General features: G+C 67.4%; 13 protein-coding genes (1 of these 13 running past the window's edge). 11 read left to right on the top strand and 2 right to left on the bottom strand.

Annotation, left to right across the window (positions count from 1 at the left end; all coding sequences use genetic code 11):
• Nucleotides 1–431: 431 nt before the first annotated feature.
• Entirely contained in the window at nt 432–656 is a 225-nt protein-coding gene (locus ACTJI6_RS13100) for a DUF1127 domain-containing protein (protein WP_241232613.1), read from the bottom strand.
• Between the two features lie 336 nt (nt 657–992).
• Between ACTJI6_RS13100 and ACTJI6_RS13095 the strand changes: the two genes are divergently transcribed.
• The 9 genes from ACTJI6_RS13095 (at nt 993) to murD (ending at nt 11,807) form a co-directional block, all read left to right on the top strand.
• Nucleotides 993–2,087 carry a P-loop NTPase gene (locus ACTJI6_RS13095; RefSeq protein ID WP_440801269.1) on the top strand — a complete coding sequence of 365 codons (1,095 nt, stop codon included), beginning with the start codon at nt 993–995 and terminating at the stop codon, nt 2,085–2,087.
• Nucleotides 2,088–2,698: 611 nt separating this feature from the next.
• Nucleotides 2,699–3,211 (top strand): division/cell wall cluster transcriptional repressor MraZ, encoded by a 513-nt coding sequence (locus ACTJI6_RS13090; protein ID WP_440801268.1) that lies wholly within the window; start codon nt 2,699–2,701, stop codon nt 3,209–3,211.
• Between the two features lie 3 nt (nt 3,212–3,214).
• On the top strand, nt 3,215–4,180 hold the full coding sequence (rsmH, locus tag ACTJI6_RS13085) for a 16S rRNA (cytosine(1402)-N(4))-methyltransferase RsmH (protein ID WP_440801266.1): 966 nt from the start codon (nt 3,215–3,217) through the stop codon (nt 4,178–4,180).
• Nucleotides 4,180–4,536: a cell division protein FtsL gene (gene ftsL / locus ACTJI6_RS13080; protein WP_440801264.1), complete on the top strand. Its 357-nt coding sequence runs from the start codon at nt 4,180–4,182 to the stop codon at nt 4,534–4,536. The genes rsmH and ftsL overlap by 1 nt, the downstream gene beginning before the upstream one ends.
• A gap of 5 nt (nt 4,537–4,541) precedes the next feature.
• On the top strand, nt 4,542–6,371 hold the full coding sequence (locus ACTJI6_RS13075; protein WP_440801262.1) for a peptidoglycan D,D-transpeptidase FtsI family protein: 1,830 nt from the start codon (nt 4,542–4,544) through the stop codon (nt 6,369–6,371).
• The gene (locus ACTJI6_RS13070; protein ID WP_440801260.1) at nt 6,368–7,864 is read left to right on the top strand and encodes a UDP-N-acetylmuramoyl-L-alanyl-D-glutamate--2,6-diaminopimelate ligase; all 1,497 of its coding nucleotides are present in this window, start codon (nt 6,368–6,370) and stop codon (nt 7,862–7,864) included. The genes ACTJI6_RS13075 and ACTJI6_RS13070 overlap by 4 nt, the downstream gene beginning before the upstream one ends.
• The gene (locus tag ACTJI6_RS13065; RefSeq protein WP_440801259.1) at nt 7,861–9,243 is read left to right on the top strand and encodes a UDP-N-acetylmuramoyl-tripeptide--D-alanyl-D-alanine ligase; all 1,383 of its coding nucleotides are present in this window, start codon (nt 7,861–7,863) and stop codon (nt 9,241–9,243) included. The genes ACTJI6_RS13070 and ACTJI6_RS13065 overlap by 4 nt, the downstream gene beginning before the upstream one ends.
• Before the next feature lie 3 nt (nt 9,244–9,246).
• A complete protein-coding gene (mraY, locus tag ACTJI6_RS13060) occupies nt 9,247–10,329 on the top strand; it encodes a phospho-N-acetylmuramoyl-pentapeptide-transferase (protein WP_126152656.1) in 1,083 nt (360 codons plus the stop codon).
• A 74-nt stretch (nt 10,330–10,403) separates the two neighbouring features.
• Nucleotides 10,404–11,807 (top strand): UDP-N-acetylmuramoyl-L-alanine--D-glutamate ligase, encoded by a 1,404-nt coding sequence (gene murD, locus ACTJI6_RS13055; protein ID WP_440801257.1) that lies wholly within the window; start codon nt 10,404–10,406, stop codon nt 11,805–11,807.
• A gap of 75 nt (nt 11,808–11,882) precedes the next feature.
• On the opposite strand, the gene ACTJI6_RS13050 is transcribed toward murD, so the two are convergent.
• Nucleotides 11,883–12,668, bottom strand: coding sequence for an enoyl-CoA hydratase (locus ACTJI6_RS13050; protein ID WP_440801255.1), 786 nt, complete (start codon nt 12,666–12,668; stop codon nt 11,883–11,885).
• A 57-nt stretch (nt 12,669–12,725) separates the two neighbouring features.
• Between ACTJI6_RS13050 and ACTJI6_RS13045 the strand changes: the two genes are divergently transcribed.
• Nucleotides 12,726–13,166 carry a PaaI family thioesterase gene (locus ACTJI6_RS13045; protein WP_440801254.1) on the top strand — a complete coding sequence of 147 codons (441 nt, stop codon included), beginning with the start codon at nt 12,726–12,728 and terminating at the stop codon, nt 13,164–13,166.
• A 134-nt stretch (nt 13,167–13,300) separates the two neighbouring features.
• A protein-coding gene (rplM, locus tag ACTJI6_RS13040) for a 50S ribosomal protein L13 (protein ID WP_126155787.1) crosses the window boundary here: on the top strand, nt 13,301–13,493 show its start. It continues 272 nt past the right edge of the window; only the first 193 of its 465 coding nucleotides appear in the window; the start codon lies at nt 13,301–13,303; the stop codon falls past the right edge of the window.

The raw sequence follows: 13,493 nt of genomic DNA, 5'->3' as shown, positions 1-13,493 counted from the left end.
GGAGGGGCGCCGCCGCATAACGCTGGCCCAGGGAGGAGGGAGGGGCCGCGTTTAGGGTGCGGCACGGCCAGGGAGGAGGAGAGCCGTTGCCGCCAACGATCGGACCAATGGGAGGAGGGGTCCGTCGCATCCGGGTGCCGCAAATGGGGCGGCTATGGGGTGCGGGTCAGCCGGGGAGGAGAGGCTTCGCCGCAGACGGCGCGCCCGAGGGAGGAGGAGAGGGCGGGCCGTGTCTGGTGCCGCGATCAGGGCGGCTATGTCAGGTTGCGGCGACCCCAGGGAGGAGGAAGGGGCCGCCGCCTGTCGCTGGAACCCTGGGGGAGGAGAACGGGTTCCGGCGCTGTCTTTGGGCGGCATCCTCGGGGTGGGAGGAGAGAGGATGCCGCCGTTTCCGTGCCCCAGGGAGGAGAGGGGGCCGGAAAATTCCGTCGTTATTTCGTGCCCCAGGCCGCTTCGTGGGCCAGGCGACCGATCATCGCGCGGTTGATGCCCAGATCGGCCAGGTCGCGGTTGGTCAGCACGTTCAGTTCGCGGACCGTCTGGCGATAGATCGCACGGCGGGCGCGGTTTTCCTGCATGTGCTGGATCGCAGCCATCAAACGACCGGCGAAGCCAGTGGCGGCGGCGGCGTTGTGGGTGTGTGCGATGGCAGCCATGGTGTATCCTTTCAGCGTCTCTTGCGTCTGCGCCCTGCCCGGATGGCCCGGCGCCGTTTCGATGCACCCAAGATGGCGCTAATGCTGCGACTGCACAATGGATCATTGGGGAATGCTGCCATGCAGCAATCGCATGACTGGCGCGTCAACCACCCGCAAGGCCGTTCATATTTATGACGGAAATGTAACAATCCAGGTGCGTTAGCGTTCACGCCGCGCCGCAAAAACATGCGGATTCGGAGGTGCGACGGTCATCTTGCCGCATATTGCGGCGGGTGGTTGATGCCGCAGCCGGTGTGGACCATGGTTGCGTTAATCTTTCAAACAGGTCCTGACATGTCCGTGAACCGCGAAGCTGCCCTTAGGGAAATCTCTGATATCGTTCTGCCGGACGGCCGGACGCTGGAAAAAGCCGATCTGGTGCGGGCGTTTTCGGTCGATGGCGACACGGTGAGATTCGTGCTGGAGGTCGCGGATGCCGGTGTGGCCCGCAGCCTCGCCCCCGTCGAGGCCGAAGCCAAGCGCCGCCTGGAGGCCCTGCCGGGCGTGGCAAAGGTCCAGATCGTCATGACCGCCCCCGCGAGCAAGGCGGCCCCCACCCAGCCGGTGCGCAGTTCGGGCGCCGCGCCCTCGTTGCAGATCGGTCGCCATCCGACCGGGCAGGGCGGGCCGCAGCCTATTCCCGGCGTCAAAAGCATCATCGCCATCGGGTCGGGCAAGGGCGGCGTCGGCAAGTCGACCGTGACCTCGAACCTGGCGGTGGCGCTGGCGCGCGCCGGGCGCCGGGTCGGGCTGCTGGACGCCGACATCTATGGTCCCTCGCAGCCGCGCATGATGGGCGTGTCGGGCCGTCCCGCCAGCCCCGACGGCCAGCATATCGAGCCGTTGCAGGCCCATGGCGTCACCGTCATGTCCATCGGCCTGATGCTGAAGGAGGGCGAGGCCGTGGTCTGGCGCGGCCCGATGCTGATGGGCGCGATGCAGCAGATGCTGCAACAGGTGAACTGGGGCGAATTGGACGTGCTGCTGATCGACCTGCCGCCGGGCACCGGCGACGTGCAGTTGAGCCTGTGCCAGAAGGCGGCGGTGACAGGGGCGATCATCGTCTCGACCCCGCAGGACGTGGCGCTGCTGGATGCCCGGCGCGCCATCGACATGTTCAACAAGCTGAAAGCCCCGGTCCTGGGCCTGGTCGAGAACATGTCCACCTATGTCTGCCCGAACTGCGGCCACGAAGCGCATCTGTTCGGCCATGGCGGCGTCGCGGCCGAGGCCCGCGCCCTTGGCCTGCCCTTCCTGGGAGAGCTGCCGCTGGAACTGGACGTGCGCCTGGCGGGCGATTCGGGGCGGCCGGTGGCCCTGGGGGACGGGGCGACCGCACAGGCCTATGCGCGGCTGGCGGATCGGCTGGTCAAGGACGGCCTGGCCTGATTCCCTCGGTCCTGGGAAAATGCGGGAACAGGCAGAGAAGCCTTCGCCCCCGCGTTGCCCAAAGGGATCACGACGCCGTGACGGCCCGTGAAGCGCATTAGCCGCATTTCTGCTTTTTTGTGGATAAGTCGCAACAGGTCCGGGCGGGGGGCGGCCACGGTCGGCTGTGGATCAGCGTCTATATCAAATATCAACCGTCGATATCTTGGGTGAATCGAGGCTTTAAACCCAAGGACTTGGGTTTCACGATGATTCGTTGTGGGTTTGCCACAGGTCGCGGCATTTCGCTGTTCGCGGTTTGGCTTCCTCACCGGGCGCAGAATTCCGTTGCTTCCCATGAATTCCCATGCCACAACCTGATCACGAAGACGGGCAGTAAAGGGGCGACCAAGACCCCAAAAGGCGAAGCAGGCTTTCATACAGGCGTCCGTTTTCCAACAAGCCGTCCGCAGGCGCGAGCAGCACCTCCCCCAGGTGGCGCCTGACAAGGACGGACCCCGAAAACGGGGAAGACCGTGGGAACGAGGGCGGCGGATCGGGCAGTGGCAGCAGCCCGGTCCGCCCTTTCTTTTCACGCGGACGGAAAGGCTGGGCAGTGAGGCAGGGCCAAGGTGGCGCGGAAGTTCAGAGGCACTGAATCCGTCAAGGTCGATGGCAAGGGTCGGATGTCGATCCCGGCCCGGCTGCGCCGCGTCTTCGATGCCGGCGATCCCAGTTTCGCCACCGCCAACACCGGCCGCACGCAACTGGTCGCCGTCTATGGGCCCGACTGGTGGAACTGGATCGAGCTTTACACCATCGAGGCCATCGAGGAGATCGACGAGCAGATCGACAAGCTGACGCGCGGGTCTCCCGAACGGCGCTGGCTGGAAATGCTGATGAACGGTCAGTCCACCGACCTGGAAATCGACCGCGAGGGCCGTCTGGTCCTGCCGCAGAAGCTGCGCGAGAAGCTGGGCTTCACCGAGGGCGCCGAGACGATCTTCGAATCGCGCGGCGACTATATCCAGGTCTATCACCCCGATACGCGTCCCAAGGATGTCGCCGCGCTGGAGGATTTCACCGCCCGTCACGGCCCGGATTTCGACCCGCGGTCGTTCCTCGACCAGGTGGACGAGGGCTGAGCAATGGCCGAATCGCATGTGCCCGTCCTTTTGAACCCCCTGCTGCGGGCGGTCGCGCCTGTCGCCGGTGTCTGGCTGGACGGCACCTTCGGGGCGGGCGGATATGCGCGCGGGCTGCTGGCGGCGGGGGCCGGCCGGGTGATCGGCGTGGACCGGGATCCGCTGGTCTTCGAGATGGCCGCCGGATGGGCGGGCGAATACGGCGACCGGCTGCGGCTGGTCGCGGGCACGTTTTCCGATCTCGATTCGCTGGCGGGCGAGCCGCTGGACGGGGTGGTGCTGGATCTGGGCGTCAGCTCGATGCAGCTTGACCTGGCTGACCGTGGCTTTTCCTTCCTGCGCGACGGCCCGCTGGACATGCGGATGGAACAGGCGGGACCATCGGCCGCCGATCTGCTGAACGGCGCCGACGAATCGGTGATCGCCGACGTGCTGTATCACTATGGCGAGGAACGCGCCGCCCGCCGCATCGCCCGCGCCATCGTCGCCGCGCGGCCGCTGACCCGGACGGCCGAATTGGCCGAGGTCGTGGCATCCTGCCTGCCGCGCCCCAAGCCGGGCCAAAGCCATCCGGCCACCCGCAGCTTCCAGGCGATCCGCATCTGGGTGAACGACGAGTTCCGCCAACTGGTCGAGGGGCTGTCGGCCGCCGAACGCGCCCTGAAGCCCGGCGGCAAGCTGGCCGTGGTCAGCTTCCATTCGCTGGAAGACCGGATCGTCAAGCGATTCATGCAGGCCCGATCGAACAGCGCGGGCGGGGGCAGCCGCTATGCGCCCGTGCAGGACATGGCGCCCCCCGCCTTCACGATGCCCTTCCGCCGCGCCATCGGTCCCGATCCCGACGAGGAATCCGCGAACCCCCGCGCCCGGTCAGCCCTGCTGCGCGTGGCGATTCGCACCGACGCGCCCGCAGGGGCGGTGGATGCCGATGCGCTGGCGATGCCGCGCCTGCCGAAAGGGGGGCACTGATGCGCCCGCTGACCTTCCTGGCCTGCGCGCTGTTGGTGATGGGCCTGGCCTTCTGGGCCTATCGGGAAAACTACCGCACCCAGGCCTCGCTGGCCGACATGCGCCAGATCCAGCGCGAGATCGCGGGACTGCGCGAGGATCTGGGCGTGCTGCGCGCCGAATGGGCCTATCTGAACCGGCCCGAGCGGCTGCGCGAACTGGTCGATCTGAACTTCGACCGTCTGCAACTGGTCCCGCGCGAATCCGGGCAGGTGATGGGCCTGGGCCATATCGACTATCCCAAACCGCCCCCGCCCCCGGAACCGGCCCCCGAGACCGAAGCCACGCCCGGCGCCGACGCCGCCCCACAGGAGTGACCGTCATGATCCGCACCCCCCTGCGCCCCCTGGCCAAGATCCTCCGCGCCCGCGAGCGGGGCGAAAATCCCGACGATATAGAAGCCGAAGCCCGCCGCCAGCGGCACGAGGCCGTCCAGGACAAGGCCCGCCGCCGGGCCGAAGGGCGGCTGGCGCTGATGGCAAGCTGCTTCGTGCTGGCCTTCGGCGTCGTCGGGGTGCGCATGGGGACGCTGGCCTCCAGTGAACCGATCGAGCCGCAGAGCGAGGTGATGTCGGCCCAGATCGTGTCGCAGCGCGCCGACATCACCGACCGGCAGGGGCGGGTTCTGGCGACGAATCTGCTGACCCATTCGCTGTATGCCCATCCCCACCAGATGGTCGATCCGGTGGGCGCCGCGAACGCGCTGGCGCGAATCTTTCCCGACCTGGACGCGGCCGAGCTGACGAAGGATTTCACCGGCAGCCGCAAGTTCATGTGGATCAAGCGCAAGATGTCGCCCGAACAGATGCAGGCGGTCCACGACATCGGCGAACCCGGCCTGCTGTTCGGTCCCCGAGAGATGCGCGTCTATCCCAACGGCCACATCGCCAGCCATATCCTGGGCGGATCGGGCTTCGGCAACGAGGGCGTGAACAGCGCCGAGGTTCTGGGCGTCGCGGGCGTCGAAAAGGCCTTCGACGGCTGGCTGCGCGATCCGGCCAATGACGGCGCGCCGTTGCAGCTGTCCATAGACCTGTCCGTGCAATCCGCGATGGAGCAGGTCCTGGCCTCGGGGATGGAGGTGATGAGCGCCAAGGGCGCCACCGGCATCCTGATGGAAATCCAGTCGGGCGAGATTCTGGCCATGGCCAGCCTGCCCGACTTCGATCCGAACGACCGCCCGCGCCCCTTGCTGAAGGGCGATCCGTCCGACAGCCCGCTGTTCAACCGCGCGGTGCAGGGGCAATACGAACTGGGTTCTACCTTCAAGATCTTCCCGGTCGCGCAGGCGCTGGATTTGCAGATCATCAATCCGAACAGCGGCATCAACACCACGACGCCGATGCGGATCGGCAAATACCGGATCAGCGATTTTTCGAACTATGGTCCGCAGCTGTCGGCGACGGATGTGATCGTGAAATCCTCGAACGTGGGGACGGTCAGGATCGCGCAGATGATCGGCGTGGACCGGCAAAAGGACTTCCTGCAAAAGCTGGGCTTCTTCGATCCGCTGCCGATCGAGATGGTCGAGGCGCCGACCGGCAAGCCGCTGGTGCCGACGCGCTGGCCCGCGGTGACCGCCGCCACCGTGTCCTTCGGCCACGGCCTTGCCGCCAGTCCGCTGCACCTGGCCGCCGCCTATGCGACCGTCGCCAACGGCGGCGTGAAGGTGACGCCGACGCTGATCCACGGCCGCACCCGGCCCCAAGGCGAACGGATCCTGTCCGAACGCGCCGCCCACCGCGCTGTGGACATGCTGCGCCAGGTCGTGACGCGCGGCACCGCAAGGCAGGCCGAGGTCGAGGGGTACGAGGTCGCGGGCAAGACAGGCACCGCCGACAAGCCGCGCCCCTCGGGCGGGTATTACGACAACAAGGTGGTGTCGACCTTCGCGTCGGTCTTTCCGGCAAGCGCGCCGAAATACGTGATGATCGTGACGCTGGACGAACCGTCCGTCACCGGGCCGGGCGGGGAAAGCCGCACGGCTGGGGCCACGGCCGCGCCGGTCGCCGCCGCCATCATCCGCCGCCTGGCGCCCCTGGTCGGGCTGGAACCCGTGACCGACGAAAACCTGCCGGTCATCGCCCCGCGCTTCGCGCCCCGTGTTGAATCGCAACCCGGCGATGAGCTAAAGCTCAGCGCAAATCAATGATGGGTGAGACGGTGCAGGGCAGAAAGACGCTGTCGCAGTTGGGGCTGCGGGCAAGGGACGGGCGCGACCCGCAGATCACCGGGCTGTCGCTGGACAGCCGCACCGTGAAGCCCGGCCATCTGTTCGCGGCCCTTCCCGGATCGGCGCTGCATGGCGGGGAATTCATCCCCTATGCCCTACGGATGGACGCCGCCGCCGTCCTGACCGACCGCGCGGGGGCCGAGATGGCGGCCGATGCCCTGTCCGGCTGGAACGGCGCCGTGGTGGTCGCCGAGGATCCGCGCGCCGCCCTGGCCGGCGCCGCCGCGCTGTGGTTCGAGGCGCAGCCCGATCATGTCGTGGCCGTCACCGGCACATCGGGCAAGACCAGCGTCGCCAGCTTTACCCGTCAGATCTGGCAGCATCTGGGTCGCAAGGCGATCAGCCTGGGCACGATGGGGGTCGAAGGCGACTATCAGGCCAAGCTGGCCCATACGACGCCCGACCCCCTGACCCTGCACCGCATTCTGGCCGAGGCCGCGGCGGCGGGTGTAACACATGCCGCGATGGAGGCGTCGAGCCACGGCCTGGACCAACGCCGCCTGGACGGCGTTCGCGTCGAGGCCGGAGCCTTTACCAACTTCAGCCAGGACCATCTGGATTATCACGCGGGCTTTGACGATTATTTCGCGGCCAAGGCGCTGCTGTTCAATCATATCCTGGAAGAGGGCGGTTCCGCCGTCATCAACGTGGACAGCGACCGGGGGCGGCAGATGGTCGACATCGCCACCGACCGGGGCCTGGCCGTCACCACCGTCGGCACGCGCGAGACGGCGATGCTGCGGATCCTGGGCCAGCGGTATGACGCGACCGGGCAGGATCTGCGATTCTCGGTCATGGGTCAGCCGCACATGGTTCGCCTGCCGCTGATCGGCGGATTCCAGGCGGAAAACGTGCTGGCGGCGATGGGGCTGGTTCTGGCGGCGGGCGATCCGGCCGATGCCGTCCTGCGCGCGCTGCCGGACCTGCACACCGTGCGCGGCCGGATGCAGCTTGTCGCGCAGCGCGAAAACGGCGCCACGGTCTTTGTCGATTACGCCCACAAGCCGGGCGCGGTGATCGCCGCGCTTGGATCGCTGCGCCCGCATGTGATGGGCCGGATCGTCTGCGTGATCGGCGCGGGCGGCGACCGCGACCGGGGCAAGCGTTCGCTGATGGGGCAGGCGGCGCGCGACTTTGCCGATGTGGTGATCGTCACCGACGACAACCCTCGGACCGAGGATCCGGCAGTCATCCGCGCCGCCGTCATGGAAGGCGCAGGCCCCGAGGCCACCGAAATCCCCGACCGGGCCGAGGCGATCCTGCGCGGCGTCGATGCGCTGCTGCCGGGCGACGCGCTGCTGATCTGCGGCAAGGGGCACGAGACCGGCCAGATCATCGGCACCGACGTTTATCCCTTTGACGACGCCGAACAGGCCTCGGTCGCGGTCGCGGCACTGGACGGCAAGATATGACCCTGTGGACAGCCGAGGAAGCCGCCGCCGCGACGGGCGCGCGCGCGCAGGGCGACTGGACCGCGACGGGCGTCTCTATCGACACCCGCACGATCCGGGCGGGCGACCTGTTCGTGGCGCTGAAGGACGCGCGCGACGGCCATGATTTCGTGGCGCAGGCTCTGGACAAGGGCGCCGCCGCAGCCCTGGTCAGCCGCGTCCCCCAGGGCGTTTCGCCGACCGCGCCGCTGCTGATCGTGCCGGATGTTCTGGCGGCGCTGGAATCGCTGGGCCGGGCGGGGCGCAGGCGCATGGCGGGCAAGGTCATCGCCATTACCGGATCTGTGGGCAAGACCTCGACCAAGGACATGGCGCGGGCGGCGCTGACGGGGCAGGGGCGCATCCATGCTGCCGAGGCCAGCTATAACAACCACTGGGGCGTGCCGTTGACGCTGGCGCGGATGCCCCGCCACACCGATTTCGCCATCATCGAGATCGGCATGAACCATCCGGGCGAAATCGCGCCGCTGTCGCGTCTGGCCCGTCCCCATGTGGCGATGATCACCACGGTCGCCGCCGCCCATCTGGAAGCCTTCGGCGCCATCGAGGGCATCGCCCGCGAAAAGGGCGCGATCTTCCAGGGGCTGGAACCCATCGGCCACGCCATCGTCCCCGAGGATCTGCCGGTCACGCAGATCCTGCGCGATTGCGCCGACGAAGCGGGCGCCCTGGTCATGGGCTTTGGCCGCGACGGGCAGGCGAAGCTGGTGCAGGCCAAACCCGACAATGGCGCCTTGGAGTGCCGCGCGCGGATCGGCGGCGAAACGATTGATTTCACGCTGCACACGACCGGCGCGCATTTCGCGATGAACGCGGTGGGCGTGCTGGCCGCGCTGGCCGCCGCCGGGGCGGATGTGAAGGAAGCGGGCCAGCGCCTGGGCGACTGGTTGCCCCCGAAAGGGCGCGGCGCGGTCGAGGATCTGGCGGGCCTGCGCCTGATCGACGACGCCTATAACGCCAACCCCACCTCTCTGTCGGCGGGACTTGCCACGCTGGCGGGATTGCAGGGCGGACGGCGCGTGGCGATCCTGGGCGACATGCTGGAACTGGGCGCGGACGAGATCGCGATGCATCGCGCGATGGCCGACGACCCCGCCATGGCCCAGGTCGATCTGGTCCACAGCGCCGGTCCCCGGATGCGCCACCTGCATGACGCCCTGCCCCCCGCCAGGCGCGGCGTCTGGGCCGAAAACGCGGCGGACCTGGCGGCGCGCGCCGCCGATCTGGTCAGGCCCGGCGATATCGTGCTGGTGAAGGGCTCCAAGTCCTCGAAGATTTCGACCGTCGTTGACGCCTTGCGGAAAACGGCGCAGACGCCCGTCTCTGAAACGAAAGAATAACCGATGCTCTATTGGCTAAGCAGCCTTTCCGAAGGGGGCGACCTCTTCAACCTGTTTCGCTATATCACCTTCCGGGCGGGCGCGGCCTTCTTCACGGCGCTGATCTTCGGTTTCATCTTCGGGCGTCCGCTGATCAACTATCTGCGCCGCGTCCAGAAAAAGGGCCAGCCGATCCGCGACGACGGCCCCGAGGGCCATTTCGTCAAGGCCGGCACCCCCACGATGGGCGGCATCCTGATCCTGTCGGCGCTGTTCTTTTCGACGCTTCTGTGGGCGCGGCTGGACAACGGCTATGTCTGGATCGTGCTGCTGGTGACGACGGGCTACGCCGCCATCGGCTTTGCCGACGATTATGCCAAGGTCAGCAAGCAGAACACCAAGGGCGTGTCCGGCAGGATTCGGATGCTGCTGGGGCTGGCGCTGGCCTTTGTGGCCTCGGCCTGGGCGATGTGGCTGCATCCGGCGGATCTGTCGGGGCAGCTGGCCCTGCCGGTCTTCAAGGACGCGCTGGTGAACCTGTGGCTGTTCTTCATCCCCTTCGGGATGCTGGTGATCGTCGGATCGGCCAATGCGGTGAATCTCACGGACGGGCTGGACGGGCTGGCGATCATGCCGGTGATGATCGCCGCCGGAACCCTGGGCGTGATCGCCTATACGGTGGGCCGGGTGGACTTCACCACCTATCTGGGCGTCCACCACGTCCCCGGCACGGGCGAGATCCTGATCTTCGTCTCGGCCCTGATCGGCGGGGGCCTGGGCTTTCTGTGGTACAACGCCCCCCCGGCGGCGGTCTTCATGGGCGACACCGGCTCGCTGGCCCTGGGCGGCGCATTGGGCGCCATTGCGGTGGTGACCAAGCACGAGATCGTGCTGGCCATCGTCGGCGGTCTGTTCGTGGTCGAGGCGCTGTCGGTCATCATCCAGGTCGCCTATTTCAAGCGCACCGGCCGCCGCGTCTTCCTGATGGCGCCGATCCACCACCATTTCGAGAAGAAGGGCTGGGGCGAGGCGCAGATCGTGATCCGCTTCTGGATCATCGCGCTGATCCTGGCGCTGATCGGGCTTGCGACGCTGAAGCTGCGGTGATCTTCATCTTCGTTGAAATATCCTCGGGGGTCCGGGGGGCAGACAGCCCCCGGCTTGGTTGAAAGGTCGCACCGATGATCCCTGTTCAAGGCGTCGAGGGACAAACCATCGCAGTTCTGGGCCTCGGCCGTTCCGGCAAGGCGACCGCCGCCGCCTTGACGGCGGGCGGCGCGAAGGTCGTCGCCTGGGACGACGGCAATGACACGCGTGAAGCGGCGGCAGCGGACGGCCTGACCATCCTGGACCTGACCCGCGACGAGGCTTGGGCTGGCGTGGGGGCGCTGATCACCAGCCCCGGCATTCCGCATCTTTATCCGAAGCCCCATCCGGTGATCGCCAAGGCCTATGCCTTGGGCGTGCCGGTGGACAACGATATCGGCCTGTTCTTCCGCAGCTATGCCACCGCCGACTGGGATGGGTTCGACCGCGCCCCCCGGGTGATCGCCGTCACCGGGTCAAACGGAAAGTCCACCACCACGGCGCTGATCCATCATATCCTGAGGGAATCGGGGCGTCCGACGCAGATGGGCGGCAATATCGGCACCGGCGTGCTGTCGCTTGAGCCTGCGCATGACGGCGAGGTCGTGGTGCTGGAGCTTTCCAGCTATCAGACCGACCTGGCGCGCGCGCTGACCCCGGATGTCGCGGTCTTCACCAACCTCTCGCCCGACCATCTGGACCGGCACGGCGGCCTTGGCGGCTATTTCGCGGCCAAGCGCCGTCTGTTCGCGGAAGGCGGGCCGGATCGTGCCGTGATCGGCGTCGACGAGGTCGAGGGGCTGTATCTGGCCGACCAGTTGGGCATGGGTCCGGCGGATGACCGGGTGATCCGCGTCTCGGCCGGGCAAAAGCTGGACGGGGCCGCCTGGGCGGTCTTTGCGCGCAAGGGGTTTCTGTCCGAATACCGCAAGGGGCGGCAGGCGGCATCCATCGACCTGCGTGCGGTCAAGGGCCTGCCGGGCGCGCATAACCACCAGAACGCCTGCGCGGCCTATGCCGCCTGCCGCGCCGTGGGCCTGGCGCCGCGAGAGATCGAGGCCGCGTTCCAGACCTTCGCGGGCCTGCCGCACCGCAGCCAGACCGTGGCCGAGATCGGCGGGGTCCGTTACGTCAACGATTCCAAGGCCACCAATGTCGATGCGGCGGCTAAGGCGTTGCAGGCTTTCGACCGCATTCGCTGGATCGCAGGGGGCCTGGGCAAGGAAGGCGGCATCGGCGCGCTTGGTCCCCATCTGGGCGCGGTCAGAAAAGCCTATCTGATCGGCCATTCCGCCCGCGACTTCGCGCTGGAGATCGGCCAGACCCCCTATGAGATCGCCGAGACGATGGACGCCGCCGTCGCCCGCGCCGCGTCCGAGGCGGAGCCGGGCGACACCGTGCTGCTGGCCCCTGCCGCCGCCAGCTTCGACCAGTATCCGAACTTCGAAAAGCGCGGCGAGCACTTCACGGAGCTGGTGAAGGGGCTGGCGTCGCGCTGACGGCGGCGGGGCAGGGGGCTGTCTGCCCCCGTCCCTTCGGGACTCCCCCGAGGATATTTGGGCAAAGGTGAAGGATCAGGACCAGCTTGGCGGGCGCTTTTCCAGGAAAGCCGCCATGCCCTCGGCGGTGTCCGGCAGCAGGATGTTCTGGCACATCGTCTGTCCGGCAGTCGCATAGGCATCCGTCAGGCCCAGCCGCAACTGGTCGTGGAAGGCGCGCTTGCCCAGGCGGATCGCGGCGGGCAGCTTGGCGGCGATGGTCGCGGCCATCTGCATGGTGGTGTCGGTCAGCGTCTCGGGCGTGGTGACGCGGTTGATCAGGCCAAGCTGCTGGGCGCGGGCGGCGTCGATGAATTCGCCCGTGGTCAGCATCTCGAACGCGGCCTTGGGCGGGACGGCGCGGGTCAGGGCGACCATCGGGGTCGCGCAGAACAGGCCGATGTTCACGCCATTGACCCCGAAGCGCGCGGTTTCCGCAGCCACCGCCAGGTCGCAGGAGGCGACCAACTGGCATCCGGCGGCGGTGGCGATGCCTTGGACCTCGGCGATGACCGGCTGGGGCAGGGCGGGGATCATCTGCATCATCCGGGCGCAGGCGTCGAACAGGTCCGCGAAGGCCGCCGCGCCGCCATCGACATCGCCGCGCGCCGACTGCATCTGCCGCAGATCGTGGCCCGCGCAGAAGGCCTTGCCCTGCGCCGCCAGCACGACCACGCGGACGGAATCGTCGTCGCCGATCTGCCGCAGCGCCTGGGCCAGGGCCTCGATCATCTGCGTCGACAGGGCGTTGTAGTTCTCGGGGCTGTTCAGCACCAGCCGTGCGATATGGTCGCTGTCCTGCCGCTGGATCAGGTCCGGCATCTTGATCTCTCCCTCTGTTTGCCGAAAGCCTATGCCGGGACAGCCAGGGGGAAAAGCATGGATATGGCGATGGACGCACAGGCGCTGAACACGTTCCTGGCGAGGGATTTCGCACAGGTGGCCAGCCAGTACCGGGTCGAGAGTGCCGCCCCCGACCGGCTGGTCGCGCGGCTGCTGGTGGGCGACCAGCATCTTCGGCCGGGCGGCACGGTCAGCGGGCCGTCGATCTTTGCCCTGGCCGATGTGGCGATCTATTGCGCGATCCTGTCGCGGATCGGGCCGGTCGCCCTGGCGGTGACCACCAACGCCTCGATCGATTTCATGCGCAAGCCCGAGGCGGGACGGGATTTGCTGGCCGAGTGCCGCATCCTCAAGCTGGGGCGCAGCCTTGCCGTGGCCGAGGCGCTGATTTTTTCGGAGGGCGCGGCTCAACCGGTGGCGCGCTGTTCGATGACCTATTCGATTCCGCCAAAAAAGCCGGAAAACAGCGCGCTATGATGTGGTATTTTGATACCTAAATCATAGGAAATTGTTTTTCAAGGATTTATTTGCCATTGAGGCGCTTGACGCACGGGCCGCGATCCCCGATACACCCCCATCTCGAAATTTTTGCGACCCTGAAGGGACGAAAGATGAAAACCTATACCGCGAAACCGGCGGAGATCGAGAAGAAGTGGATCCTGATCGACGCCGAGGGCGTCGTTCTGGGCCGCCTCGCCACGATCGTCGCCAATCGCCTGCGCGGCAAGCACAAGCCGACCTTCACGCCGCACATGGACATGGGCGACAACGTCATCATCATCAACGCCGACAAGGTGCAGATGA

The sequence above is a fragment of the Paracoccus sp. 22332 genome (genome assembly GCF_052045125.1).
Classification (GTDB): domain Bacteria; phylum Pseudomonadota; class Alphaproteobacteria; order Rhodobacterales; family Rhodobacteraceae; genus Paracoccus; species Paracoccus haematequi_A.
The sequence above is the reverse complement of the archived record's forward strand: the minus strand, read 5'-3'. Positions and strand labels throughout refer to the sequence as shown.

Coding starts and splice junctions, on each gene's coding strand:
- mraY (WP_126152656.1), top strand. CDS start 9,247: ATGCTCTATTGGCTAAGCAGCCTTTCCGAAGGGGGCGACCTCTTCAAC.
- ftsL (WP_440801264.1), top strand. CDS start 4,180: ATGCGCCCGCTGACCTTCCTGGCCTGCGCGCTGTTGGTGATGGGCCTG.
- ACTJI6_RS13050 (WP_440801255.1), bottom strand. CDS start 12,668: ATGCCGGACCTGATCCAGCGGCAGGACAGCGACCATATCGCACGGCTG.
- ACTJI6_RS13100 (WP_241232613.1), bottom strand. CDS start 656: ATGGCTGCCATCGCACACACCCACAACGCCGCCGCCGCCACTGGCTTC.
- ACTJI6_RS13075 (WP_440801262.1), top strand. CDS start 4,542: ATGATCCGCACCCCCCTGCGCCCCCTGGCCAAGATCCTCCGCGCCCGC.
- ACTJI6_RS13095 (WP_440801269.1), top strand. CDS start 993: ATGTCCGTGAACCGCGAAGCTGCCCTTAGGGAAATCTCTGATATCGTT.
- ACTJI6_RS13070 (WP_440801260.1), top strand. CDS start 6,368: ATGATGGGTGAGACGGTGCAGGGCAGAAAGACGCTGTCGCAGTTGGGG.
- ACTJI6_RS13045 (WP_440801254.1), top strand. CDS start 12,726: ATGGATATGGCGATGGACGCACAGGCGCTGAACACGTTCCTGGCGAGG.
- murD (WP_440801257.1), top strand. CDS start 10,404: ATGATCCCTGTTCAAGGCGTCGAGGGACAAACCATCGCAGTTCTGGGC.
- ACTJI6_RS13065 (WP_440801259.1), top strand. CDS start 7,861: ATGACCCTGTGGACAGCCGAGGAAGCCGCCGCCGCGACGGGCGCGCGC.
- rsmH (WP_440801266.1), top strand. CDS start 3,215: ATGGCCGAATCGCATGTGCCCGTCCTTTTGAACCCCCTGCTGCGGGCG.